General features: G+C 60.1%; 21 protein-coding genes and 3 pseudogenes. 20 read left to right on the top strand and 4 right to left on the bottom strand.

Annotated features, from left to right (window positions below):
• Positions 1-424 precede the first annotated feature (424 nt).
• The 3 genes from R3D65_RS18875 to R3D65_RS18865 are packed head-to-tail and all read right to left on the bottom strand — an operon-like array spanning position 425 to position 2,924.
• Positions 425-2,092, bottom strand: a complete 1,668-nt coding sequence (locus R3D65_RS18875; RefSeq protein ID WP_371276891.1) for a recombinase family protein — start codon at positions 2,090-2,092, stop codon at positions 425-427.
• Positions 2,089-2,544, bottom strand: coding sequence for a DUF2924 domain-containing protein (locus R3D65_RS18870; RefSeq protein WP_371276890.1), 456 nt, complete (start codon positions 2,542-2,544; stop codon positions 2,089-2,091). Before R3D65_RS18870 ends, R3D65_RS18875 begins: the two co-directional genes overlap by 4 nt.
• Positions 2,541-2,924, bottom strand: a complete 384-nt coding sequence (locus R3D65_RS18865; protein ID WP_371276889.1) for a DUF3489 domain-containing protein — start codon at positions 2,922-2,924, stop codon at positions 2,541-2,543. Before R3D65_RS18865 ends, R3D65_RS18870 begins: the two co-directional genes overlap by 4 nt.
• A 298-nt stretch (positions 2,925-3,222) precedes the next feature.
• On the opposite strand from R3D65_RS18865, the gene R3D65_RS18860 reads away from it, so the two are divergent.
• From R3D65_RS18860 to R3D65_RS18790, 15 genes and pseudogenes are all read left to right on the top strand, one after another.
• Positions 3,223-3,426 carry a DNA methyltransferase gene (locus R3D65_RS18860; RefSeq protein WP_371276888.1) on the top strand — a complete coding sequence of 68 codons (204 nt, stop codon included), beginning with the start codon at positions 3,223-3,225 and terminating at the stop codon, positions 3,424-3,426.
• 78 nt (positions 3,427-3,504) lie between these two features.
• Positions 3,505-5,002, top strand: a pseudogene (gene istA / locus R3D65_RS18855) (IS21 family transposase).
• Positions 4,999-5,776: pseudogene (istB, locus tag R3D65_RS18850) on the top strand (IS21-like element helper ATPase IstB). Before istA ends, istB begins: the two co-directional pseudogenes overlap by 4 nt.
• A gap of 115 nt (positions 5,777-5,891) precedes the next feature.
• Positions 5,892-8,654, top strand: a pseudogene (locus R3D65_RS18845) (Tn3 family transposase); the annotation flags it as partial.
• 130 nt (positions 8,655-8,784) lie between these two features.
• Positions 8,785-9,651: an AraC family transcriptional regulator gene (locus R3D65_RS18840; RefSeq protein ID WP_371276886.1), complete on the top strand. Its 867-nt coding sequence runs from the start codon at positions 8,785-8,787 to the stop codon at positions 9,649-9,651.
• Between the two features lie 99 nt (positions 9,652-9,750).
• On the top strand, positions 9,751-12,702 hold the full coding sequence (locus R3D65_RS18835; RefSeq protein WP_371276885.1) for a molybdopterin cofactor-binding domain-containing protein: 2,952 nt from the start codon (positions 9,751-9,753) through the stop codon (positions 12,700-12,702).
• Positions 12,699-13,526 (top strand): xanthine dehydrogenase family protein subunit M, encoded by an 828-nt coding sequence (locus R3D65_RS18830; RefSeq protein WP_371276883.1) that lies wholly within the window; start codon positions 12,699-12,701, stop codon positions 13,524-13,526. The genes R3D65_RS18835 and R3D65_RS18830 overlap by 4 nt, the downstream gene beginning before the upstream one ends.
• Positions 13,514-14,023, top strand: coding sequence for a (2Fe-2S)-binding protein (locus R3D65_RS18825; protein ID WP_371276881.1), 510 nt, complete (start codon positions 13,514-13,516; stop codon positions 14,021-14,023). The genes R3D65_RS18830 and R3D65_RS18825 overlap by 13 nt, the downstream gene beginning before the upstream one ends.
• Entirely contained in the window at positions 14,016-15,557 is a 1,542-nt protein-coding gene (locus R3D65_RS18820) for an AMP-binding protein (protein ID WP_371276880.1), read from the top strand. Before R3D65_RS18825 ends, R3D65_RS18820 begins: the two co-directional genes overlap by 8 nt.
• Positions 15,558-15,581: 24 nt before the next feature.
• On the top strand, positions 15,582-16,385 hold the full coding sequence (locus R3D65_RS18815; protein WP_371276879.1) for an enoyl-CoA hydratase/isomerase family protein: 804 nt from the start codon (positions 15,582-15,584) through the stop codon (positions 16,383-16,385).
• A gap of 85 nt (positions 16,386-16,470) precedes the next feature.
• Positions 16,471-17,583: an ABC transporter substrate-binding protein gene (locus R3D65_RS18810; RefSeq protein WP_371276878.1), complete on the top strand. Its 1,113-nt coding sequence runs from the start codon at positions 16,471-16,473 to the stop codon at positions 17,581-17,583.
• Between the two features lie 20 nt (positions 17,584-17,603).
• Positions 17,604-18,488 (top strand): branched-chain amino acid ABC transporter permease, encoded by an 885-nt coding sequence (locus R3D65_RS18805; RefSeq protein ID WP_371276877.1) that lies wholly within the window; start codon positions 17,604-17,606, stop codon positions 18,486-18,488.
• A complete protein-coding gene (locus tag R3D65_RS18800; protein ID WP_371276876.1) occupies positions 18,481-19,506 on the top strand; it encodes a branched-chain amino acid ABC transporter permease in 1,026 nt (341 codons plus the stop codon). The genes R3D65_RS18805 and R3D65_RS18800 overlap by 8 nt, the downstream gene beginning before the upstream one ends.
• Complete coding sequence (locus R3D65_RS18795) at positions 19,503-20,246, top strand: ABC transporter ATP-binding protein (RefSeq protein WP_371276874.1); 744 nt, start codon at positions 19,503-19,505, stop codon at positions 20,244-20,246. The genes R3D65_RS18800 and R3D65_RS18795 overlap by 4 nt, the downstream gene beginning before the upstream one ends.
• 4 nt (positions 20,247-20,250) lie before the next feature.
• The gene (locus R3D65_RS18790) at positions 20,251-20,949 is read left to right on the top strand and encodes an ABC transporter ATP-binding protein (protein WP_371276873.1); all 699 of its coding nucleotides are present in this window, start codon (positions 20,251-20,253) and stop codon (positions 20,947-20,949) included.
• A gap of 478 nt (positions 20,950-21,427) precedes the next feature.
• Here R3D65_RS18790 and R3D65_RS18785 read toward each other — a convergent pair whose 3' ends face one another.
• Positions 21,428-22,225, bottom strand: coding sequence for a helix-turn-helix domain-containing protein (locus tag R3D65_RS18785; RefSeq protein ID WP_371276872.1), 798 nt, complete (start codon positions 22,223-22,225; stop codon positions 21,428-21,430).
• 102 nt (positions 22,226-22,327) lie between these two features.
• On the opposite strand from R3D65_RS18785, the gene R3D65_RS18780 reads away from it, so the two are divergent.
• The 5 genes from R3D65_RS18780 to R3D65_RS18760 form a co-directional block, all read left to right on the top strand.
• Positions 22,328-23,536 (top strand): Tm-1-like ATP-binding domain-containing protein, encoded by a 1,209-nt coding sequence (locus tag R3D65_RS18780; protein ID WP_371276870.1) that lies wholly within the window; start codon positions 22,328-22,330, stop codon positions 23,534-23,536.
• A 4-nt stretch (positions 23,537-23,540) separates the two neighbouring features.
• The gene (locus R3D65_RS18775) at positions 23,541-24,371 is read left to right on the top strand and encodes a phosphoenolpyruvate hydrolase family protein (RefSeq protein WP_371276868.1); all 831 of its coding nucleotides are present in this window, start codon (positions 23,541-23,543) and stop codon (positions 24,369-24,371) included.
• A gap of 31 nt (positions 24,372-24,402) precedes the next feature.
• Entirely contained in the window at positions 24,403-25,356 is a 954-nt protein-coding gene (locus tag R3D65_RS18770) for a tripartite tricarboxylate transporter substrate binding protein (RefSeq protein WP_371276866.1), read from the top strand.
• Between the two features lie 22 nt (positions 25,357-25,378).
• The gene (locus tag R3D65_RS18765; RefSeq protein ID WP_371276864.1) at positions 25,379-25,858 is read left to right on the top strand and encodes a tripartite tricarboxylate transporter TctB family protein; all 480 of its coding nucleotides are present in this window, start codon (positions 25,379-25,381) and stop codon (positions 25,856-25,858) included.
• On the top strand, positions 25,855-26,339 hold a 485-nt coding region (locus tag R3D65_RS18760; RefSeq protein WP_371276862.1), incomplete at its 3' end, for a tripartite tricarboxylate transporter permease. The genes R3D65_RS18765 and R3D65_RS18760, both read left to right, overlap by 4 nt.

Here is a 26,339-nt window from a genome sequence, read left to right as displayed (position 1 = left end):
CTTGAACAAACAGAGACTGTGTTTTGGCCCGGAAACGGGGCCAGAATCGCCGAAAGTCTCTGTCGGGCATTTCGGGGCTGACAGTTTGCAGAAAGCGCATCGCGGGTGCATCGGCGATTGTTCGTATGTTGGTGTCAAATTTGGTCTGCAGAGACTGGTTCGCGATGGTAAGTCGAAGTTTGTTTCCAGAATGCTCAGCCAACCACCCTCTGCAAAACGGCGTTTCCGGTTTTTACGCAAGATAGCTGTGTTGTTTCAGCGGGTTAGTCCTAGCGTCTGGAAACAGAGACTGCATTTCGATCCGCAAATCGCCGCTGAATCGGCAGAAGTCTCTGTCGGCGATTTCGGGACTGACAGTTTGCCAAACCTGCATCGGCGAACCATCGAGTGCCGATGCGGTCGTCAAATAGGATTGTCTGAGAATTTAGAGCGTGGCGACGATGCGGCGCTGCGCCTGCCAATCCGACGGCAGCGGATTCTGGCCGAGCCACTTGGCGGTCAGGCCGATCGGCTGATCACCCTGCATGATTGACCTGACGATGTCGGGCGCAAGGAAGGCGAGGTCGATCACCTGGAGGATGCGGCGCTTCGAGAGGTTCTCCGATGTTGCGATTTCCTCGAAGGTCTGACCCTGCTTGATGGCATCGTAATATTGATGCGCCATGGCGATGCTGCGGATCAGCGTGCTGTCGACGGCTCGACTCTGGCCGCTTCCGATGATCAGTTTGGTTTCGACACCGCGCTTGCGAAACTGGAACGGGATGGAGAAGGACAGCGCATCGGAATTGATCGATGCGGGTCCGATGGCGAGACAGTCTGCGACGGCTTCGTGGTTGAGGACGAGTTCGATGCTGCCCGGAGCAATCGTTACTCGTGCAATGCAGGGCAGGGCAGCTTCCGGGGGGCGTTTCGATTTGTCTGGCGCGGCATCGTCGAGCAGATTGCGAATGCGCCCGATGTCATCAGGGGAGGCGTCGATCAGGAGATCGACCGGCAGGCGATTGCGCAGATGGGTTTGGATGGCGGAAGCCAGATGCTCTTCCAGCTGTTTTGCCGGCAATCGCCATCCGCTTGCCGCTGTCGATATGTCCGTGTTGCCTTGGCCGACAACCATGCGGTTCGAGACATAGTAGCGATACCGCCTGCCTTTCTTGTTGGCGTGGGTCGCTGTCAGACGATCTCCGGTCTCATCGAACAGCTTGCCGGCAAGCGGCGATGGTATCGATCCCGATGCTGATCGCCCTCTTTCCCGCCCCGCAGTTTCCTTCAGGCGCTGCTGCACATCGTCGAAGACGGCGGGGTCGATGATCGCGGGTTGCTGGCCATCGTGGACCTGATCGCGATGGCGGATGCGTCCCGCATAGATCGGATTGGCCAGGATGTAATAGATATGGCCTCGCCCGAAGGGCACCTCGCCGGCGGCCTGGCCTCCCGATCCCACTCCGGTCCTTGCCTTTGTTCGCAGCCCCATTCGGTCGGCCTGTTGTTTGACCGCCTTGATCGAACCCTTTTCGAGATAGAGGTCGAACAGGGTTCGAACCGTCCTGGCTTCCTCATCGACCATCTTCAGCGTCCGACCATCCGGCTCATAGCCAAGCGGAACATTGCCACCCATCCAGAGCCCCTTCTTCTTCGAGGCGGCAATCTTGTCGCGGATGCGCTCGGCCGTGACCTCACGCTCGAACTGGGCGAAGGACCGAAGGACATTCAGTGTCAGCCGGCCCATGCTGGTTGCGGTGTTGAACGACTGTGTCACCGAGACGAAGGATGCGTCTGCTGCATCCAGCCGCTCTACGAGCTTGGCGAAGTCGGCCAGCGATCGCGTCAACCGGTCAATCTTGTAGACGACGATCTGGTCGACCAGTCCTTCATCGACATCGCGCAGCAGTCGCTGCAGTCCGGCCCGTTCGAGCGTGCCGCCGGATATGCCGCCATCGTCATAGTGATCCGGCAACAGCACCCAGCCTTCATGTTTCTGACTGGCGATGTAGGACACACAGGCTTCACGCTGGGCATGGAGCGAGTTGAACTCCTGCTCAAGACCCTCTTCGGACGACTTCCGCGTGTAGATTGCGCAGCGGATCTTCTTCATGACGTTTTCAATCCGAAGAAACGCGGTCCCGACCAGTGGGCGCCGGTGATCTTGCGGGCGATCTCAGTCAGTGATCGGTACCGCTTTCCGTCCATCCGGAAGCCATCGTTCAGCACTTCCACCTGATAGGACCTACCATTCCATTCGCGGAAAAGTTGAGTGCCTGGTCGCAGCAATTGGGACGGGACGGGCGGTCCCGACCCCGCCTTTCCATTCGATTTTCGAACATCGTTCATGGACCGCTCGAGCGCTGTTCGAACCGCAGGCGAAAGCCCGCCCTGGGCCTTCACCTGAGCCTCATAGACCAGTGCCCGGCGCATGAACTGTACCGAGACATATTTTGGAGGCTCCCGACCGAACCGCTTTCGCCAGGTTTCGATGCATTTGTCGCGATCCATGGTATCGAAGGCGGCAAAGTCGCCTTCGACCCAGGATGACAGAACTGTCCTCATGACACGGCCCTGTCGTCGGCGTCCGCGTCCTCCACCTTCGCTGATGCAACGATCGCGTAGACTGTTTCGCCGGTCTTCGGCGACTTTGATGCCGCCACTTCAATGCCCTGCTTGCGCAGGCCCGACAGTGCCGCCCGTACCGTGTGCGCCTGCCAGCCCAGGCGCTCCACAATCATTGAGATGCGCGCGCCGTTCGGTTTCGATAGCAGAGCGACGAGTTGGTCTTTCTTGCTCTTTGCAGCCCGCTTGCGGCGAACAATTGAGGCCGACTTGGACGCTCTACTTGGCTTACGTTCGCAGGATGGCTCGTCGGCTGCATGAGAAGCAACGGCGGCAGATGCGCCGCCCTCGGTATTACTCTCTGTGACATGGGTGTTCATTCTGTTCTCCACTCAGTTTGAGAAACCGGATTAACCGGTTTTGCACTGAGTGAAGCCCGCGGTGCGGGCACAGTCAGCCGCCATGTGCGGTTTGACGTGTTAATACTACCGCTTCCTTTGCACGAGAAGTCCAGTCGAAGAATCGACAATCAGTTGATGGAAACAGGCAAACGGCAACCGGATTTGAACCGGCAGTCAACGGCAGTTTTGCGCCGCCATTTCGGTCATTCACGTCGGCAACGCTCAACGTCTGCAACTGGGGTGGGAAGCGGACATTGGCGACCCGCTAAGTAACACCATGGTCGCATATGCGATCTGCGACGTCACAAAGCAAGGCGAACTGGTGCTCGATATCTTCCTCGGTTCGGGCACCAGCCTGATCGCGGCGGAACGCGTGGGCAGGGTCTTCCGCGGGCTCGATATCGATCCGGCCTATGTCGATCTTGCCATGACCCGCTGGAGCGAGTTAAGTGAGAACGCCGGTGTAAAAATCCACCACTGAAGCGGCCGGATGATCCGGCTGTTGGCCGGAGCAAAACTCCGCCAGTGGTAGCCTTCTCGACTTTGGCAGAGGGCGGGGATGAAGGGCGTGGAACTTTATGGACGTGTCAGGCGGGCGGTTTTCGTCGAGAGCATGAGCCGGCGCGAGGCTGCCCGTGTTTTCGGGATCGATCGCCGGACGGTGGAGAAGATGCTGCGGTTCTCGGTTCCGCCGGGGTATCGGCGCATGAAGCCGGTTCGCCGTCCGAAGCTCGACCCGTTCGTCGAGATTATCGACCAGATCCTGGCGGAAGACAGCGACCGGCCGAAGAAGCAGCGCCACACCTCGAAGCGGATCTTCGAGCGTCTGCGTGACGAGCGCGGCTATGTTGGCGGCATCACGATCGTGAAGGACTATGTCCATGCCGCCCGACAGCGCCAGCGCGAGATGTTCGTGCCGCTGGCCCATCCGCCGGGCCACGCCCAGGTCGATTTCGGCGAAGCGCTCGGCGTGATCGGCGGCGCCGAGCGCAAGATCCATTTCCTGGCGATGGACCTGCCGCATTCCGACGGCTGTTTCGTGAAGGCCTACCCGGCAGAGACCAGCGAGGCCTTCTGCGACGGTCACGTCTCGGCCTTTGCATTCTTCGGCGGGGTGCCTGTTTCGATCCTTTATGACAACACCAGGATCGCGGTCGCCCGCATTCTTGGAGACGGCACCCGCAAGCGGACACGCATCTTCTCGGAACTGATCTCCCACTATCTGTTCGAGGATCGCTTCGGACGTCCTGGCAAGGGCAACGACAAAGGCAAGGTTGAGGGGCTGGTCGGCTATTGCCGTCGCAACTTCATGGTGCCGCTGCCGCGGTTCGCCAGCTTCGACGATCTCAATGCCTGGCTGGAAGCCCGGTGCCGCCGGCGCATGAGCGACAGGCTGCGCGGTCATGGCGAGACGATCGGGGAACGCCTCGAACGCGACCGCGCCCACTTCCAGCCTCTTCCGGCCGTGGCCTACGACGCCTGCGACAAGCGCACCGCCCGGGTCAGTTCGCTGTCGCTGGTTCGCTATCGCGGCAACGACTATTCCGTCCCGACCACCTACGGCCATCGCGAGGTTCTCGTGCGCGGCTACGTCCACGAGGTGGTGATTGCCTGCGGCGCCGAGATCATCGCCCGCCATCGCCGTTCCTGGGAGACGGAGGACTTCATCTTCGACCCGCTACACTACCTGGCGCTGATCGAGCAGAAGACCAATGCCCTCGACCAGGCGGCTCCGCTGGCCGGTTGGGACCTGCCGGAAGCCTTCACCACGCTGCGCCGGCTTCTGGAAGCGCGCTTGGGAAAAAGAAGGCGCGGAGTTCGTCCAGGTGCTGCGCCTGATGGAGACATTCTCCGTCGACGATGTCCATGCCGGGATCCGCAGTGCGCTGGAACGCGGCACGATCGGGTTCGACGCGGTCAAGCATCTCGTCCTGTGCCGGATCGAACGCCGGCCACCACGCCTCGACATGACGGTCTATCCCTATTTGCCGAAAGCCCGCGTCGAGGTGACGTCGGTGCGCAGCTACATGAGCCTTCTGGCCGGAGCCGGGTCATGAACGATACGCCGCAACTGCTGCTGTCCCATCACCTGAAGGCGCTGAAGCTGCCGACCTTCCTGCGCGAATACGACAAGCTCGCCCGGCAGTGCGCCGCCGAAGGCGTCGATCATTCGCGTTATCTCCTGCCGGCTTGCCGAACTCGAGCTGATCGATCGCGAACGGCGCATGGTGGAGCGGCGGATCAAGGCGGCCCGCTTCCCCGCCGTCAAGAGCATCGACAGCTTCGACTTCAATGCCATCGCATCGCTGAACAAGATGCTGGTGATGGAACTGGCGCGCTGCGACTACGTCAGCCGCAACGAGAATGTCATCGCCGTCGGCAACAGCGGCACCGGCAAGACCCACATCGCTCTCGCCCTCGGTCTGGCCGCCTGCCAGAAGGGGCTGCCTGTCGGCTTCATCACCGCATCGGCGCTGGTGCACGAACTGCTCGAGGCGCGTGACGACAAGCGACTGCTGCGGCTGCAGAAGCAACTGACCAAGGTTCGACTGCTGATCATCGACGAACTCGGCTACGTGCCGCTGTCGCCGACCGGAGCCGAACTGCTGTTCGAGGTCTTCTCACAGCGCTACGAGCGCGGTTCGACCATCGTCACGTCGAACCTGCCCTTCGATGAATGGACCAGCGTCTTCGGCTCCGAGCGACTGACCGGCGCGCTCCTCGATCGGCTCACCCACCATGTCCATATCCTGGAAATGAACGGCGAAAGCTATCGCCTCGCACAATCCCGCAAGGCTGCCGAGCCAAACCGCGATTCCGCAACGGACTGATCCCGACGAAACGGCGCGCCTTCATGCGAAGGGGCCCGATCGGGCCCCTTCGCATGACGTCATCTGGCGCATTTTTACTTCGGCCAACTGGCGCATTTTTGCTCCGGCGTTGACACGGCGGCAGTCGCACAATCGCTTGGGCTTTGCCCTGCAGCTTTGCGCCTTTCGGCATCCAGGACGGCTGCTATCGCCGGCCGAGGTGATCCCGATCGAAGTCGCCAGGTTCATCGCTGCACAACTTGGCGAGAGGGCCGACGACCTATGTTGCTATGCGGAGACAGACGTCACGCGCCGAAGGCACCTTGTCGAATTGCGCGAGATCTATGGCTACAAGATGTTCACCGGGCGGGGCGCTCGGGACCTGAAAGCCTGGCTTGAGAAGGCCGCCGAAACCGCCCGGTCGAACGAGGGTCTGGCACGGCACCTCGTCGAGCAATGCCGGGCGGCCCAGACCATCCTGCCGGGGATCACGGTCATCGAGCGGCTTTGCGCGGATGCGCTGGTGGCGGCGGAACGCCGGGTCGAGGCCCGGATCGCCGGTCGACTGGACGATTACATGCGAACCCGGCTCGACGCCTTGCTGACCGAAGATGCGGGCGGCGCGGTCACGCGCTTCGTCTGGCTGCGTCAGTTCGAGATCGGGCGGAACTCGGCGGACATGAACCGCCTGCTGGAGCGCCTGGAATACTTGCAAGCTTTGAAACTGGACCGGGGAGTTCTTGCCGATGTGCCACCGCATCGCGTTGCCCGCCTGCGTCGGCAGGGCGAGCGATACTTCGCGGGTGATCTGAGGGATATCTCGGGTGACCGCCGCCTCGCCATTCTTGCAGTCTGCGCGCTGGAATGGCGTAGCGCCATTGCCGACGCCGTGGTCGAGACCCATGACCGGATCGTCGGCAAGACGTGGCGCGAGGCGAAATCGCGATGTGACGCCCGGATGAACGACGCCAAATCGGTGCTGAAGGACACCCTGCAATCCTTCAGGACATTGGGCGCGGCGCTTCTGGAAGCGCATGAGGACCAGGCCTCCCTTGAAGAGGCCGTCGGCAATGCTGGCGGCTGGTCATCCCTCAAGGGGCTTGTCGCCACGGCTGCACAACTGACCGATACATTCGCCGCCGATCCGCTGGCGCATGTCGGTCACGGATATCATCGCTTCCGGCGTTATGCGCCTCGCATGCTGCGGGCGCTGGAGATTTGCGCCACGCCCGTGGCGGAACCGCTGCTGACGGCGAGCGTGATCATCGCGGGCACGGAGACGACTGACGGCCGACCGCTGACCCCCCTGCGCCGCACTTCAAAGTGGCATCGCCACCTGGATGGCGACGATGAGCACCGAGTATGGGAGGTCGCGGTCCTGTTCCATCTACGCGATGCCTTCCGTTCAGGTGATATCTGGCTGGCGCATTCGCGAAGGTATGGCGACCTGAAGGACGCGCTGGTCCCGGTCGAGGCCGCCCGCGGCACGCCGAGGCTGGCCATGCCGTTCGAGCCCGAAACCTGGTTGGCCGACCGCACGGCGCGTCTGTCCGATGCTGTATGCCGACTGGCCCGCGCTGCAAAGGCCGGGACCATACCGGGAGGTTCCATAGAGGATGGCACCTTGAAAATCGACCGATTGACCGCAGCAGTTCCCGAGGAAGCCGACGCCCTGGTGCTCGATCTCTATAGACGTCTACCGGAAGTCAGGATCACGGACCTCCTGCTCGAGGTGGACGATGAAATCGGATTTACCGAGGCCTTTACGCACTTGCGTACCGGAGTGCCTTGCAAGGACCGGATCGGCCTGCTGAATGTGTTGCTCGCCGAAGGGCTGAATCTCGGGCTCAGCAAAATGGCCGGAGCCACGAACACGCACGACTTCTTCCAGCTCTCACGCCTGTCGCGGTGGCATGTCGAAGGGGAGGCGATGGCGCGCGCCCTGGCCATGGTGATTGAAGGGCAGTCCAACTTGCCGATGGCGCGGTTCTGGGGTGGCGGACAAACCGCATCGAGCGACGGGCAGTTCTTCCCGACGACACGTCAGGGCGAGGCGATGAACCTGATCAACGCCAAGTACGGGCATGAGCCAGGACTGAAGGCCTACACTCATGTCTCCGACCAGTTCGGCCCCTTCGCCACACAGACCATTCCGGCCACAGTGAACGAAGCGCCCTATATCCTGGACGGCCTGCTGATGACCGACGCCGGGCGGAAGATCACAGAGCAGTATGCCGACACCGGCGGCTTCACCGATCACGTCTTTGCCGTGACCTCGCTGCTCGGGTTCCAGTTCATCCCGCGTATCCGCGACCTGCCATCAAAGCGTCTCTACCTCTTCGATCCGGCCACCTGCCCGAAAGAGCTGAAGGGCTTGATTGGCGGTAAGATCAAGGAACGCCTCATCACGGCAAACTGGCCCGACATCCTGCGCAGCGCAGCAACCATGGTGGCGGGGGCCATGCCCCCAAGCCAATTGTTGCGGAAGTTCGCATCCTATCCCCGTCAGCATGAGCTGGCTGTGGCACTGCGGGAAATCGGACGGATCGAGCGGACGCTCTTCATAATCGACTGGCTGCTCGACGCTGACATGCAGCGCCGTGCCCAGATCGGTCTGAACAAGGGCGAAGCCCACCATGCCCTGAAGAACGCCCTCCGGATCGGCCGCCAGGGCGAAATCCGCGACCGAACCAGCGAGGGGCAGCACTTCCGCATGGCCGGGCTGAACCTGTTGGCCGCGATTGTCATCTATTGGAACACCAAGCATCTCGGCCAGGCCGTCGCCAATCGCCGCCGCGAAGGCTTGGACTGCGCACCCCACCTCATGGCACATACCTCACCCCTCGGATGGGCACATATCCTGCTCACCGGCGAGTACAGATGGCCGAAACAGCGTTGATGCCCTTATGATACGATCCTGCCCCCTCCGGCATCAGACCCCGGACAGGCTTTGTATTGTTGGCAAATTGCGCTATATTCGTGCAACTTGGCGCAGGTGTCCTGCAGCGAAGGGAGATCGGAGGAGGGCTATGTCCGACGCGTTGCGGATCAGAACAGGCGAATTCGGCCGTGTTGCCCTGCTCGACATGGATCGCTCGCTGGTGCGCCATGCCCATCCGCATTGTCATGTGCTGCTGAAGGTCGATGGCGCGGACACGTCCTTTCTGGTCGGTGACGAGGTCGCCCCCCTGACCGACGACAGCGCGGTCCTGATCAACGCCTGGACGCCGCATGCCTATGTTCATCGGCAGAATGCGCCCCGGACGATCATTCTTGCCTTGTATATCGAGCCCTCGTGGCTGGCGGGGTTCCGCCCCAACTGGGCCGCGAGCGCAGGTGCGGGGTTCTTCGAGAAGACGGTCGATGCGATCACACCGGCTATCCGCAAGCAAACCATGGATCTCGCGGCGAGCATGGTACATACGCCAACCGCGATAGCAGAGCATGAAAGCCAGCTTGGCGAGCTCATGATCGCAGTCATCGAACGGTTCACCGAATGGCGCTCGGTCGGCGACAGCCTGCGCGATGCCGCGCGCAACCACAACATAGACTGGCGCGTTGCCAAGGCCGTCAGCGAATTGCGCCGCAACCCCGGTGGTGTGACGAATATCTATAGCCTTGCGGACACCGCGGGCATGAGCCGGGCGAATTTCTTTCGCGTCTTTGAAAGTTCGACAGGTGTTACCCCCCGCGTCTTTCTGAACATGATCAGAATCGAGCGCGCGGTGAGCGCGGCGGTGACCAGCGATATCAGTTTCGGTGCGCTGTCGGATACGCTCGGGTTCACCACCCAGGCGCATTTCACGCGGTTTTTCCGCGATCATTCCGGTGTCACGCCTTCGAGCTTTCGCTCGATTTCCCGGCTTGGGAATGTGTCGGGTTTCTTACGTATTTGAGACTTCTCGGTAAATTCTGCGCTCCCTGACAATCGGTTTCCGCCCTCTCACTGCTTAACCTCTCTTCCAATGACATGACGGTCTTGGAGGAGGGCCTCGATGGCGAAGGATGTGCCGCATCAACCGATGTCGCGGCTGGAAGACGCACCCCTTTTGACGGGGCGCGGTCAGTTCTTTGACGATCTGCCGGTGCCGCATGGCACGCTTTATGCCGCCATTCTGCGCAGCCCGCATGCCCATGCGCGTTTGCGCGCGATCCATGTGGATGCGGCGCGCGGCCTTGCCGGTGTGCATTCGGTTCTGACCGGGGAGGATTATGCAGGGGTCGCGGCCCCGCTCATGGTTGGGGTCAGGCTTCCGATCGAATGCTGGCCGATTGCGCGGCACAAGGTTCGCTATGCTGGCGAACCCGTCGCCGTCGTTCTCGCCGGAGACCGCTATACGGCCGAGGATGCGCTCGATCTGATCGAGGTAGATTACGATCCTCTTGCGCCGGTGCTCGACCAGGTCGAGGCGCTCGGCGCGGATGCGCCGGTTCTGCATGACGAGATGGGTGGCAATCTTGGATCGGACCGGCAGTTCACCTATGGCGATCCGGGCGCGGCCTTTGACGGTGCAGAGCATGTGGTGGATATCTCGGTGCGGTATCCGCGCAATTCCTGCACCCCCATCGAAACCTATGGCGTTCTTGCCCAATGGGAGCCACATGGCCAATCCTTTGACATCACGGCAAATTTCCAAGGGCCTTTCTCGATCCATCCGGTGATCGCAAGGGCCTTGCAAGTGCCGGGCAATTGCCTGCGCCTGCGGACGCCCGAGGATTCGGGCGGCAGCTTTGGGGTCAAACAGGGCGTGTTTCCTTACATTGCGCTGCTGGCTGCATGTGCGCGGCTTGCGGACCGGCCCGTGAAATGGGTTGAGGATCGGCTGGAACACCTCACAGCGTCTGTCTCATCGACCAATCGCGCCATCACACTGCGGGCGGCGGTTCGGGGCGATGGCCGGATCACCGCGCTCGATTACGATCAGGTCGAGGATGTGGGTGCCTATCTGCGCGCGCCGGAACCGGCGACGCTGTACCGGATGCATGGCAATCTGTGCGGCGCCTATGACATCGCGAACCTGTCGGTGCGCAACAGGATCGTAATGACCAACAAAACGCCGACGGGGTTGAACCGCGGCTTTGGCGGGCCGCAGATATACTTCGTGCTCGAACGGCTGATGCAGCGTATCGCGGTGAAACTGGACCTCGATCCGATCGATGTGATCCGGACGAACCTGATCTCGACGGGTGCATTCCCCTACAAGACCGCCAGCGGAGCGACCTATGATTCCGGTGATTACGTCAAGGCCTTTGAGCAGGCGTTGAGAGACGGGAGGTACGATGCGCTTGTGGCTCGTCGGAACGAGATGCGCGCCGAAGGCCGGATGTACGGTATCGGTTTGTCGGTCGTGGTCGAACCCTCGGTGTCCAACATGGGGTATTTGTCGACTGTGCTGACGCCCGAAGAGCGCGCCAGATCGGGCCCCAAAAACGGCGCGCAGTCGAGCGCCACGGTCCATATTGACCCGGTGGGCACGATTACCGTGCAACTTGATTCCGTACCGCAGGGCCAGGGGCACAAGACCGTTGCCGCAGGGATCGTTGCCGAGTGTTTCGGGCTGTCGCCGGGCAATATCAAGGTTGTCGCGGCGCTCGATACCACGAAAGATGCTTGGTCCATCGCCGCAGGCAATTACGCCAGCAGGTTCGCGGCGGCTTCGGCCGGGGCCGTGCGCATCGCGGCGGATCGCTTGCGTGACCGGCTCGCGCGGATCGCGGCGGCGCAACTGAACGTGGTGGCGGACGATCTGCGGTTCGAGGGGGGCAGGATATTTGCGGCCGGCAATCCCGATGCGGCGCTTCCTTTCGCGCGTGTGGCCTCGGCGGCCCATTGGGCTCCGGCGACCCTGCCGGAACTCGATGGTTCGCCGATCCGGGAAACAGCCATATGGACAGCCCCCGAACTGAGCGCGCCAAACGAAGCGGACGAGATCAACTCGTCGCTGTGCCATGGATTCATTTTCGATTTTTGCGGAGTCGAGATCGACCCGATCACCCACGAGGCGCATATCGACCGCTACGTGAGCATGCATGACTGCGGCACGATCCTGCACGAAGGCATGGTGGAGGGCCAGATTCGCGGTGCCTTTGCCCATGCAATCGGCGCATCGCTTTATGAAGAATACGCTTATGATGAGGACGGGGCGTTTCTAGCGGGCACTTTCGCAGATTATCCCGTTCCGACGGTTCACGAGATCCCGGATCTGGAAATTTACCATATCTGCACCCCCTCTCCGGTCACACCTCTCGGGGCGAAAGGCGTGGGCGAAGGCAATTGCATGTCGACACCGGTTTGTGTGGCGAACGCGGTTGCAGATGCGTTGCGTCCCGGTTGCGGAGAGGTCGATCTGGTGCTGCCGCTGATCCCCGCACGGATCGCAGGGTTTCTGCAAGACGAGCCCAAGGCGCCCGAGGGTCAGGAAAAGCGCCGGGAGACTGGCGGCAAGGGGCTGTCCGGGACGGGGGAGGCGCGCGTCGATGCGGCACCGCAAGACATCTGGGATTTGTTGATGGATGCCGACCAGCTTGCCGCGATCATTCCCGGCGCGCATGGGGTCAAGCGCCTGTCGCCAACGCGGTTTTTGGCGGATGTCACGCTTGGCGTCGGCCCGGTGAAGGGGCGTTATCGCGTGGATGTGGCGCTGTCGGATCTGGATGAGCCGCGTTCGGCGGTTCTGACCGGCAAGGCCAGCGGCGCGCTGGGTACGGGCATGGGGGAGGGCAAGGTAACTCTTGCGCCGGACGGCGCGGGCGGCACCATCATCGGCTATACCTACGAGGCTTCGGTCGGCGGCAAGGTCGCGTCCGTGGGCGGGCGCTTGCTCGACGGGGCGGCAAAGATCGTCATTGGCCAGTTCTTTTCGGCGCTGGGCCGCAGGGCGGGCGCCCCTACACACCGTCAGGGAATCTTCGCGCGGCTGCGCGCGCGGCTGGGAGGTGCATCGTGAAGCCGGCACCGTTTGACTATATCCGCTGCGACAGTCTGGACGAGGCCGCCGGCCTGATCTTCGAGACAGGTGACGAGGCCCGTGTGATCGCCGGCGGCCAGTCTCTGATGGCGATGCTCAACATGCGTCTTGCGCGGCCTTCCGTGTTGATCGACTTCATGAATGCCGAAGAAACACGCAGGGTCGAGACCGGCGAGAACATGTTGCGGATCGGTGCCGGGGTGCGTCAAGCAGAGTTGCTGGCGCGCGAGGATCTGGAGGCGCTCAATCCGCTTCTTGCGAAGCTGCTGCCTTGGGTCGGGCATCCGCAGACACGCGCCCGCGGAACGATCTGCGGTTCTATCGCCCATGCAGACCCGTCGGCTGAAATCCCGCTCGCTCTGTGTGCGCTCGACGGCAAGGTGGTTCTGCGCAAGGGGCGAAAGCTGCGCCGTGTCAGCGGTGCGGAGTTTTTTCTGGGGATGATGCTCACCGACAAGGCCGAGGACGAATTGATCGTGGCGGTCGAATTCCCCGATCTGCCTACCGGAAGCGGCACGGGGTTCGGCGAGGTCGGTCGCCGCAAGGGCGATTTCGCCATCGTTGCCTGCGCCGCTGTCGTCACGAAATCCCGTGTCCGCCTGGCCGTTGGTGGGGTCAACGACACACCTGTGGTCAAGGATTGGGATGCGCTTGCCCCCGAGGACGAGGCGGACGCGCTCAATGCGCTTGCCTGGTCGCTCGACGCGCGCGGCGATCTGCATGCAACGGCCCGGTATCGTCGCGACCTGGTGCGTGGCCTTGGCGCCCAAGTGTTGAAGGAGGCCCGCGCATGCGCCGGTTAGATGCCACGCAATCCCATGTGATACGGTTTACGCTGAACGGGCGTGCCGTCGAAACGCATTCCTCTCCGCGCATGCTGCTCAGCGATGTGCTGCGCGGTGAATTGGGCGCAACCGGAACGCATGTCGGCTGTGAACACGGTGTTTGCGGCGCGTGCACCGTGCGGATCGACGGAATGCTGGCGCGTAGCTGCCTGACGCTTGCCGTTCAGGTCGAGGGCGCAACCGTCGACACGGTCGAAGGCGTTGCCCCGGCGCCGGGTCGTCTCTCGGTGCTGCAAGACGCATTCCGAAAACATCACGCCCTGCAATGCGGGTTCTGCACAGCGGGGATCGTGATGTCGCTCGACACGTTGCTGCGCGACGCCCCCGACGCCGATGAGGCGCGCATCCGCGATGTGCTTTCGGGGCATCTATGCCGCTGCACTGGCTATCACGCCATCGTTCAGGCCGCTCTAGAGGCGGCTGAAACTTTACGGAAGGAAACCGATCATGCTTGATCTCGGACGCTCTCTTGTCGCGAGCGTGTCCCGCGCGCCCGATGCGCTCGCCTTGGTCGATGGCGAGATCCGCCTGACCTATGGTGAATGGTACGGTCAGATTTCGGCCCTGACGCAAGGGCTTGCGGATTTGGGCCTGAAACAGGGCGACCGTATCGTAACGGCGCTTCAGAACAACCGTGCCGCGGCCTCGGTTCACTGGGCTTGTCAACTCGCGGGGGTTGCAATCGTGCCGGTCAACTGGCGCGCTACACCTGATGAACTCGGCTTTTTCGTCGCCAACAGCGATGCGCGATCGATCATATTCGACGCTTCCAGCGAAAAATCGGTTCGGGAGGCGGAGGGCGTCACGGGCCTGCCGAAGATCGCCTATGGTATCGCGGTCGAGGGTGCTGCGTCTTTTGACGATATCGTCACGCAATCCGCACCCGATGCGACACCGCAAGCCAGCACCGAGGATTGCTCGGTCATGCTATACACGAGCGGGACGACGGCCAGACCCAAGGGCGTGCCGCGCCGCCATCGCGCGGAACGTGCAGGCGCTGTGGCGCATGTCGCGCAGAACATGATGCCGATGGGCGATACGACCCTCGGGGTCATGCCGCTCTATCACACGATGGGCGTACGGTCGCTTCTTGCGATGACATTGCTGAACGGGACTTTCGTTTGTCTGCCGCGGTTCAACTGCGCCGATGCCCTGAACCTGATCGCGCAGGAACGGATCGGCAGCCTCTACCTTGTCCCGACGCTCTATCATGACCTGATAGATCATCCCGATTTTGAACGGACCGACCTGTCGTCGGTGAAGCGTCTCGGTTTTGCGGGGGCGTCGATGACCGAGGGCCTGCTCAAGCGCATCAATGCTGCGTTCAGGCCCGATCTGTTCGTGAACCATTACGGCTCATCGGAGGTTTATACCTTTTCGATCGAACAGGACGCGGTCGCAAAGCCCGGCTCCGCCGGCAAAGCCGGGCTCAATCAGCACTTGCGCGTGGTTGAAATGGGGGCGGGCGATCCCGATGCCATCCTGCCCCAGGGCGAAGAAGGCGAGATTATCGCGACACTCAGCGGCGACGAGGCCTTTGAAGGCTACTGGAAACGCCCCGAAGCCAACGAGAAATCGCTGTGCAGGGGATGGTTCTTTACCGGCGATTGCGGCCATTTCGATGCCGACGGCGATTTGTTCGTTACCGGACGGGTGGATGACATGATCATCACCGGCGGCGAGAATGTCTCGCCGGTCGAGGTCGAAAGCTGTCTTTCCATGCATCCCGGTGTGGCGGAGTGCGCCGTGGTTGGTCTGCCCGACGAACGCTGGGGCAAGATCGTGACCGCGTTCATCAAGCGGCGGGGCGATGTGACCGCTGAAGAGCTCGACCTTCACTGTCGTAGTTCGGCCCTCGCCAATTTCAAGCGCCCGCGCCGTATCGTTTTCGTTTCCGAACTTCCGAAATCACCGGTGGGCAAGTTGCTGCGTCGCGAACTGGTTGCGGGAAACTTCACCCCTGAACACAAACAAGCCACAGCGAAATAAGCTGTTCAAAAGGAGACTACATTCATGACCAACCCCTATTCAGATCTGCCACTGCTGGCCGAACCCGATGGGTTTCGCATCGAAGTCGATGCCGATAGCGAGCGTGGCGACATCGTTCTTGAGCGCCCGCCAATGAACGTGATCTCCATGGGCCAGCGCGATCAGTTGCGCGCCGCCTTCGAAGCGCTCGATGCAGACGATCGCGTGCGCGTGATCGTGTTGCGTGCCGAGGGCGAGCATTTCTCGTCGGGCGGTTACATTCATGGATTTCTAGACGCGTCCCCTGAGCATGTAAGCCATCTGGCCGACAACGTCGCCGCGCCGTGGCGCTGCGCCAAGCCGGTGATCGCGGCGAACAAGGGGTACACCTTTGGCGTTGGTTTCGAGATTTCGCTTGCTTGCGATTTCCGGATCGCGGCCAAATCCACGCGCTACGCCTTGCCCGAGCAGAAACTCGGCCAGATTCCTGGCTCGGGCGGTTCGGCACGCCTGCAGGCCATTATCGGGCTGGCGCGCACCAAGGATGTCGTGATGCGTTCGCGCCGGATCACCGGCCAGCAAGCGCATGACTGGGGCATTGCCGTCGAACTGGTGGAGGATAACGCGCTCGAACAGGCCACCGCCGATCTGGTCAACGAACTCCGCAGTTTTTCGCCCATGGCACAACGCACGGCGAAGAAACTGCTCAACGACAGCGAAAACGCGACGGTCGCCATTGGCATCGAACTCGAGGGCCATTGCTACAGCCGCCTGCGTCAATCCGAGGATTTCGCGGAGGGCGTCAAGGCTTTCCACGAAAAGCGGAAACCGACTTTCGTCGGCCGCTAATCAAAGTTCACAGGGAGGAACTACAATGACTATCAAAGGACTGATGACAACTGCAGCCTTGACTGCGCTTTTCTCGGGCTCGGCCATGGCCCAGGACGAGCCGATCCGTATCGGTGTCGTCACCCCGATTTCCGGCACCTATGCCGGCATCGGCCAGCAGGTGACCTGGGGGCTCGACATGGCCACCGAGGAGATCAACGAAGCGGGTGGCATCATGGGCCGTCAGGTTGAACTGATCTACGAGGACAGCGAGGCCAACCCTTCGGTCGCCGTGCAGAAGGCCGAGAAACTCATGACCGCCGAGAACGTCGATTTTCTCACCGGGACGGTGAATTCTGGCGCGACCTTGGCTGTCGGTCAGGTCGCCGAGCGGGCGGGCAAGCTTCTGGCCACGACCGTATCCTTCTCGGACGCGATTACCGGCGACAAGTGTTCGCCCAACGTGTTCCGGGTGAATGCGCGTGCGGGTCAGCAATCGGCCGCGCTTGCCGCTTGGATTCAAAAGGAAAAGCCCGAAGCCAAGGTGTTCTATCTCGGGCCGGACTATGAAATGGGCCGGTCCACCGTGGCCGCATTCAAAAGCAACGCCGAGAAGGTGGGCGCCAAATCCACAGGGGAGGTATTTGCCCCGCTCGACGCCAAGGATTACAGCCAGTATTTCGGGCATATCCGCGCGGCTCAGCCCGAGGTGCTTTACACGTCGGTGGCCGGCAACGACACCGTGCGCCTCTTTACCCAGATGAAGGATTTTGGTGTGCGTGATGGCCTGACCATTCTTGGCGCATCGGGTACGGTAACCAGCCAGAATATCGGTGCCATTGGCGATGCGGCTGAAGGCTTCATCACCGGTGTGGGCTATTCCACGTTGATCGACACGCCCGAGAATGCGGAATTCGTCAAGGCGTTCAATGCCCGCAACGGCGCCGATCCGGATCTTTACGGTGCGGACAGTTATGGCTTGCTCTTTGCCTACAAGAAGGCGGTAGAGGCGGCTGGCGGCACAGGAACCGATGAGGTTCGCGCGGCCCTCGAAGGGCTCGAATGGCAGACGCCGCAGGGCGTGAAATCCATCCGTGCGGGGGATCATCAGGCGGTGCAGCCGATGTACGCCGTGCAGGTCAAAGACGGAGCTTTCACCATCGTCGATACGATCGACGGCGAAGCGGCGATCGGTCCCGACACATGTGAACGTTTCTGAGCGGGGCGCGGAGAGAACGCATGGCGGATTATCTGCATTTCGTTCTGGCGCCGCAGATGCTCAATGGCCTGGCGCTGGGGATCTCCGTGATCCTCGTGGCGCTGGGCCTCACGATCATCTTCGGTTTGCTGGATGTCATCAATATGAGCCATGGCGAGTTTTACGCCGTGGGCGCCTATGGCGCGCTGGCGCTGAGCCTTACGGGGCTCAACTATTGGGTTCTCATCGCGCTGGTCCCGATCCTGATGCTGCCGTTGGGCGTCATCACGGAGCGCTATCTGATCCGTCGGGTCTATGATGGGGCAGACCGGCATGTCTCGACGTTGCTTTTGACCTTCGGGCTGGGGCTGATTGCCGAGGATGTGCTGAAAATCCTCTTCGGGCCGAACACGTACCGGCCCGAAAACCCGCTTCCGGGCGCGACCGATCTGCTCGGAGTGTATATTCCGACCTATCGGCTCTTCTTGATCGGTATCGGTGCGGCGGTGATCCTTGCGGTCGCTTTCGTCACCTATCGCACGCGGCTCGGCGCGATCGTTCGCGCCGCCGCGTTCGACCGCAACATGGCGGCGAGTCTCGGTGTCCGCGTGGGCTGGGTCTACTCCGGGGCCTTCGCCTTCGGCGTGGCTCTGGCAGGGCTTGCGGGGGTTTTGCTTGCGCCTGTTTACTCGGTCTTTCCCACGATGGGGCGCGACTTCATCCTGATGGCCTTCACGGTGGTGATCGTCGGCGGCATGGGATCGATCTGGGGCGCAGTCATTGCGGGAATTCTGCTCACACAGGTTCAGGCGATCTCAAGCCTCGTCATCTCGCCTGTCTGGTCCGATCCGATCGTCTTTGGCGTGATGGTCGCTGTGCTCATGTTCCGCCCTCAAGGACTGTTCGGGAGGATCGGCCATGCATGATCGCCTAGACATCTCCATGCGGGCCAACCATGTGTTCTTTGCGCTGTTGCTGGTCGTAGCGGTGATCGGCATGGTCCTCGCCGCAGTGACCAACGACGTGTTCTATCTGAGACTCGCGACCGAAGCCCTTATCCTTGGCGGTCTCGCTCTTTCGGTCGATATCCTGCTTGGCTTCGGCGGGTTGTTGAGCCTCGGACAGGCGCTCTATTTCGGGGTGGGGGCCTATGTTTCCGCTCTGGTTTTGCGCGAAGTGCCGTCCTTCTGGCTTGCGATGGGCGCGGCCATCACGGCGTCGCTTTTGGCAGGGATCATTGGCGGGTTGATCGCCAACCGGGTTCGCGGCGTGTATTTTGCGCTCATCACCTTCGGTATGGCGCAGGTCGTTGCCAAGGTGGTCTACAACACGCGTGAACTCGGCGCGTCTGACGGGCTGATCGGTGTGCCGGTGCTCGACATTCCGCTCGGGTTCGTCACGATTTCGGCGGGTAGTCCGCTGGCGTTTTTCCTTCTGACCTTGGTGATCATCACGCTCCTTTATGCGGCAGTGGCGTATCTGCTCACCACTCCGTTCGGCAGGCTGGTCATCGCCCTCAAGGCCAACGAGAACCGTATCCCGTTTCTGGGCTATTCCACATGGGGACCGAGAATGGTGTCCTATGTGGTCGCTGCGCTCGTCGCGGGGATCACCGGTGCGCTTTACCCGATGCTGCGCGGTTTCGTGTCGCCGGAGCTGATGTACTTTGCCGCGTCGGGCAATGCCGTCATCATGGTCATTCTCGGCGGTGCCGGGACACTGGTCGGCGCGCTCTATGGCGCGGTCATTCTGACCTTTCTTAAATCGGTCGTGGGCAGCTTTACCGAACACCACCTCATCGTGATCGGCCTGATCTTTATCTGTGCAATTCTCTTCATGCCGAAAGGACTTGTGGGGCTTGTGAAGCCCAGAGTCGAAACCCGTATGCGCAATTCGGAGCGGCGCCATGCCGCTGCACAAGCCAAGACGAAAAGAGCGACATGATGAAACCGATCCTGAACACAGATGCGCTCAGCATCGCATTCGGTGGGCTGAAAGCGGTCGATGCGGTTACCATTGCCGCGATGCCCAACGAGATTACAACGGTGATCGGGCCGAACGGCGCGGGCAAAACGACGCTGTTCAATCTGATCTCCGGTGCGCTCAGCCCCAGCGGCGGTGTGGTGTATCTCGATGGCAAGGACGTTACCCGCGACGGGCCTGCGGCGCTTCAAAGGAACGGGCTGGCGCGGTCGTTCCAGATCACCAACCTGTTCTTTGAAATGACCGTGCGCGAGAATCTGAGATTGGCGGCCCAGGTGCTGGAACCTGTTTCGCATGCCTTGCGCCCGCTCCGGCGCACCGGGCGCGCGGCGCAGAAGGTCGACGAGTTGATAGATCGCTTCGAGTTGCACGCGAAGACCCATGAGCAGGTTGGCTATCTGAGCCATGGCGAGCAACGCCGCCTTGAGATCGCTATGTGTCTGGCTTGTGAACCCAAGGTTCTCATGCTCGACGAGCCGACCCAGGGGATGAGCCACGCCGATACCGAAGAGACGGAAGAGATGATCCGCAGCCTTACGGACAGCGTTTCGATTCTGTTGATCGAACACGATATCGGCATCGTGATGGCAGTCTCGGACCATGTCGTGGTCATGCATCAGGGCCAGAAAATCGCGGATGGTAAACCCGACGAAGTGCGCGCCAACCCAGCTGTCCAGGCGGCATATTTCGGAAATGGATGAGACAATGCTGCATATCAGAGATCTTAACAGCCATTATGGCCTGAGCCATGTGATTCAGGGCATTTCTCTTGACGTTCAGAAAGGCGAAATCCTGGGTGTTTTCGGGCGCAACGGGGTTGGGAAGACCACCCTTCTGAAGAACATCGCGGGCTGGGTGAAGCCAAGCTCGGGTTCGATTCAGCTTGACGGGAAAGAGATCGGTGGGAGCGAGCCGTACGCGATCAATCGTGAAGGGCTTGCAATCGTGCCGGAAGATCGACGGATCTTTCCGGGGCTGACGGTTCAGGAAAACCTCGAACTCGGCCTGCTCGGTCTCAAGGGGCCGAAGCCCGCGTCGAAACTCGATCCGGTGCTCGAACGGTTTCCGCGGCTGGCCGAACGCGTCAGGCAACCGGCCACGACCCTGTCGGGCGGCGAGCAGCAGATGCTTGCCATGGCCCGCATCATGGTTGCCGATCCCAGGGTGATCCTGATTGATGAACCCTCCGAAGGGCTTGCCCCGATGATCGTCGCCGAGATTTTCGCGATCGTACGCGAAATGCGGGATGCGGGCTGTGCCATCGTCCTTGTCGAGCAAAATATTCACGAGGCGCTTGCCGTCTGCGACCGTTTCGTTCTCATCGAACGTGGGACGGTCGTGTTCGAGGGCGATGCGGAGGACGAGCCGACCCGAGAAAAACTGCTTCAAAAGCTTGCAGTATGAAGACCTTGCGCCATACGTCTGTGGGGCCGCTCGAAGTCGTTCGACGGGCGGTGTCAGACAAATTCGAACTCGTCTCAGCTAGGGCAGGGTAGTTGTCCCTTATGCCATGCAAAGGCCGCGCCACTCGGGGAGGGCGGCGGCGCGGTTCAGACTACCATGCGTTGGAGCATATCGGAATCCCGCCTAACATGTGGCTAGTCGGGATGGCGTGAACGCACAACCAGTAAGCGGAGCGGCAACTATTTAAGGGGAAGTTGGCCAGCGTTTAGAGTCTACATCCGCGATACCCAGCAACCAGCAGCGTCTGCGTATCGGGTCGTATGCAGAACGTCCGCTTTCTCAGTAGCTCGGCAAGGACCAGACCGTCAGCAAGCGGCCCCATTTCGGTCGAACGAGAGCGCACCCTCATTGCGACTGTTCGCGGTCGGAACTTGAGCGTCCGAAAACTGCTGTCGCTTAGTGACTGCTCACTCGGCAACTAGGTTGTAATTGCCGAAGCAATTGCATTCGCAGTGGAACGGAGGTCTCCCAAGTATCGGTTTATTGCGTCCTTCCGGCTAAGAATCGACCGGATCCAGATGATATTGACACACCCAAGTAATTTGTTGCGGCCGGAAATGGGTACAGCAATGGCATCCAGCCCATCATCGTGTGTGTGCCTCAGTTCGGATGCGCGACCTCCCCAACGCATGTCGCGGTGCCCAAACCCTTGCATACGAACTTGTTCCAGTGTGTCCGCGAGCTCGTTGCCCGCGAAAAGAAATCCGTATTCCGGACGTGTCTTGAGACCTGCGAGAATCTGATCGCGTTCACGCTCGGGGCAGAATGCGAGATAGGCACGTCCAGGCGCGGAAAGCAGGAAATCGATCTCAAATCCAATCGAGAGCTTGTTGAAAAGTAGGGTCGTATGCGGGCGGCTGGTCTCCACAAGCACCATTCTCAAGCCGGATCGAACCGAAAGGTCCGAAGGCCAAATCACTTTTTCGCATAGTTTCGCAAGGTGGGGTGTTGCGGCCTGTACCAGAAGGTTGTGCTTCGCGTTGACTTGGCTGGCTGGCCCAATTCCAGGTCCTGCGACCCATTTGCGATCGGCAATGCGTTGGGATGCCAGACGCTCTGATTGCAAGGTGACCAGAATACGGCTTAGAGCCGTTTTGGAAATCCCAAGCTGCTTGTTCAAGTCATTGAGCGATTTGGCGCCCTCATCCTCCAGCAGGCGCAACACCGAAAGGCCCCGCTTCAAAGATTTGATTTCATTTACAGAATTTATCGACATGCGAAAGGAGAGCATTTCTCATAGCGAAATTCAAGACGTTTTGCCATTTCACCGTTTGCCTCTGATGGTACCGTTTCGCCAGATCGTTTCTGGGAGGAGAACATGTCCAAAAACCGTTTCGTTGCGGTGATAGGCACTTGTGATACTAAGTGGGATGAACTTGCATATGTTCGCGATCACATCCGCAAATCGGGTGTCGATGCGCGCTTAGTGGATGTCTCTCCGCGCGGTTCGCAGCATGGTGACATTTCCGCTGATGACGTGAAGGCGGCACTCGAAGGTGCCGTCCAGCGCATCTCAGGGGCAGCAACCCGTGGCGATGCAGTCTCCGCCATGTCAGAGGCACTGGTTGCCTGGACCTGCAAAAATTCAGGCAATATTTCCGGTATGATTGGTCTGGGCGGTTCGGGCAACACTGCCTTGATCACACCGGCTATGCGGGCGTTGCCGATTGGCGTGCCGAAAGTCATGGTTTCGACCGTCGCTTCGGGCAATGTGGCGCCTTATGTCGGACCGAATGACATCGCCATGATGTATTCGGTAGTCGATATCGCGGGATTGAACTCGATTTCGCGGCGGGTTCTCGCGAATGCGGCAGGCATGATCGCCGGTGCAGTTAAAGCGGAAATCGAAACGGCTTCATCCGACAAGCCCGCCGTCGGCCTGACCATGTTCGGCGTTACTACGCCCTGTGTCGAACGGGTCGTCAAGCAACTCGAAGACACGTATGAGTGCTTTGTTTTCCATGCAACCGGCACCGGTGGCCAGACCATGGAAAAGCTGGCTGACAGCCGCTCGCTCGCCGGCATCCTGGACATTACAACAACGGAAGTTGCCGACCTTCTAATGGGCGGCGTGATGAGCGCCGGAGAAGACAGAATGGGCGCGGCAATCCGTTCCCGCATTCCCTATGTCGGCTCCTGCGGTGCACTCGACATGGTGAACTTTGGCGGAAAAGCCACCGTTCCAGACAAATACAAGGACCGTCAGCTGTTCGTCCACAATGAGCAGGTGACTTTGATGCGCACAACGCCAGAAGAAAATGCCCGCATGGGCGAATGGATTGCGGGCAAACTCAATCGAATGGAAGGTCCGGTCCGGTTTCTAATCCCGGAAAAGGGTGTCTCCATCATCGATGTGGAAGGCGCGCCCTTCTTCGATAGTGAGGCAGATAAGGCCCTGTTCGAAGCATTGGAGAAGAACGTCAAACAGACAGCCAAACGCAGGCTGATCCGTATTCCCCATGCCATCAACGATCCTGAGTTTTCCGATGCCGTGGTGGCCAATTTCATGGAAATCGCGGAGGCCTGAGACAATGAAGAAATTCACCCGAACTGAACTACTGACGAAATTCCGCAAGATGGTCGATGAAAGGCAACCGATCATCGGCGGCGGAGCAGGGACGGGACTCTCGGCAAAATGCGAGGAAAAAGGCGGTATTGACCTTATTGTTATCTACAATTCCGGCCGCTACCGGATGGCAGGTCGCGGTTCGCTATCGGGACTGCTCGCATACGGCAATGCAAACGACATCGTCGTCGAAATGGCCCGAGAAGTCTTGCCGGTAGTAGAGAAGACGCCGGTATTGGCCGGAGTGAACGGCACGGACCCGTTCTGCATTTTCGATCATTATCTCGATGAACTGAAAGAGCTCGGCTTCGCTGGAATCCAGAATTTTCCAACGGTCGGCCTGATCGACGGTGTGTTCCGCCAGAATCTTGAAGAGACCGGTATGTCCTACAGTCAGGAAATCGATCTCATCCGCCTTGCGCATGAAAAGGACATGCTCACGACACCTTACATTTTCTCGACCCAAGACGCCATCGGCATGACAGAAGCAGGTGCGGATATTGTCGTCGTGCATCTCGGGCTGACAACGGGAGGATCGATCGGCGCCGATACGGCACTAAAGCTGAAGGATTGCCCGGCAATCGTCGATGAATTGGGGGCCGCGGCAAAGTCAGTACGTGAAGACGTGATCGTTCTCGTTCACGGCGGACCTGTATCGATGCCCGCTGATGCAGACTTCATCTTGCAGAACACAAAGCATTGCCACGGTTTCTACGGAGCAAGCTCGATGGAGCGTTTGCCAACTGAAATTGCGCTGACTGAACAGACCCGGAAATTCAAGAAAATTACCTGGTAATCGCAAATTCTAATCCACAAGGGAGGAAACGATGAAGCTCAAGACTCTGATTGCAGGTGTTGCACTTGCGGCGTCTTTGATGACGCAGGCGAAGGCCGAGTATCCTGAAAAGCCGATTGAAATGATTCTGCCCTGGCCTGCGCTTGCGACCAGTACGGACATCATCGCCCGCAAGGTCGCCGAGCAAATGGATCCAATCCTCGGTCAGACAATCAAGGTCGTCAACAAACCAGGCGGGGCTGCCGTGGTTGGAACTGCGGAAATGGCGAATGCGCGCCCCGATGGCTACACCATCGGTGGCCTCACGATTGGCCCAGCCGTCAGTCAGGTTGCCGCAGGAACAACGCCATACTCCATAGGTGACCTGGAACCGATCGGCATGTTCGCAACGCTGCCTTTCTTGATCGCTGCACGAGGTGATGCACCATTCAACGACATCAAGTCGCTGGCAGAATGGTCCAAATCCACAGGTAAGCAGCCCATTCTTGCACATTGGGGCAAGGCGACGGTACCAACATTGTCGACCTACCGAATTGCGGAAAAGGCCGGTTTCACCTTTAACGAAGTGTCCTACACGAAAGTTGACGCCAGCCAGCTTCTCAATGGTGAAGCAGATCTAGCAATTGTGCCAGTAACGTCGGTGATTGGCGGCATCAAGGACGGATCGCTCAAAGGCATCGTTGCATTGACTTCCGGAAGGATGTCAGCATTACCGGACCTGCAGACTGTCCGAGAGCAGGGCATGGATTTCGACGTTGCAATCTGGACCGGCCTGTTCGCTCCGAAAGGCACGCCAAAAGAGATCGTCGATAAGCTCTATTCAGCCATGTCCAAGGCTGTCGAGTCGAAAGAAGTACAGGAATTCTCGGCAGAGTCAGGCATCCTTGTCTATTCTCTCGGCCCGGATGAAACCAAGGCGCAGATGACTTCCGAATATGAAGCATTCCGCGCAGTCATGGGCCCACTTGGTCTCATCAAGCAATAGCTTCAAAAGCGAGGAAGGCGTCATGCGCATTCTGTCCGCGGTGTTCAGTAATACAATAGCGCTAGCAGCTGCCGCCTTCCTCTTTTACATTCATGCCCTTATTCCATACTCGGGCGATGATGCTTATTTCCGTCAGCCCAACTTTTTCCCGATCTTGACGCTTGTTGTTGTTCTGGTTCTGGGAATTGCGCTCACACTGAAATATGTTTCGGGAGGCCGGTTACCTTTGGACGAGGAGTTGAGCGGATCCAAACCGCACTTCAATATCCTGGCACCGCTTTCTGCAACCTTCATCGGCTACATCCTTCTTGTGCCATGGACTGGCTATCTCCTGACAACGCTTTTGTTTGGCTGCGTCGCATTGCTGGCGGGCCGCCACCTCAACATGCGCTCGGCTATTTCGATGTTGCTGCTAGGTCTGACGCTTTACCTGGTTTTCGTGGCCTACCTCGATGTCTGGTTCCCGGAAGCTCCGTTCGCTCTGGAAGGGTTGGTCAAATGAGTGTCCTAGAAAGCATCGCAATAGGCTTTCAGCAGATCGGCGATCCGTATGTGCTGCTTGTACTCGCACTTGGATCGTTGGCTGGGATTATCGTTGGTGCCTTGCCTGGCGTGGGTCCTGCGGTTGCAATATCCGTCGTTCTGCCAGTCACTTTCTCCCTCTCACCACTAGCCGGTCTGTCGCTGCTGCTGGGCATATATTGCGGCTCCTGGTACGGCGGCGCCATTCCCGCCATTCTGATCAACACTCCGGGCACGCCATCGGCCGCGATCACGACGTTCGATGGCGCCCCAATGGCACGAAAAGGCCAAGCACAACGCGCGCTGGCAATCGCATTCACTTCGTCCTTCGTCGGGGGAATGATCAGTGCGGTCGTACTGGTTTTCATGGCTCCCTTGTTGGCAAAACTCGCGACGAATTTCGGCGCTCCTGAGTTCCTTATGGCACTGATGCTTTCGCTTGTTCTCGTCTGCCTGGCTCT

Origin of the sequence: Zhengella sp. (assembly GCF_041397485.1) — a bacterium.
Classification (GTDB): Bacteria; Pseudomonadota; Alphaproteobacteria; order Rhizobiales; family Rhizobiaceae; genus Zhengella.
Note: the sequence above shows the minus strand (reverse complement) of the source record. Positions and strands in the feature narration are given on the sequence as shown.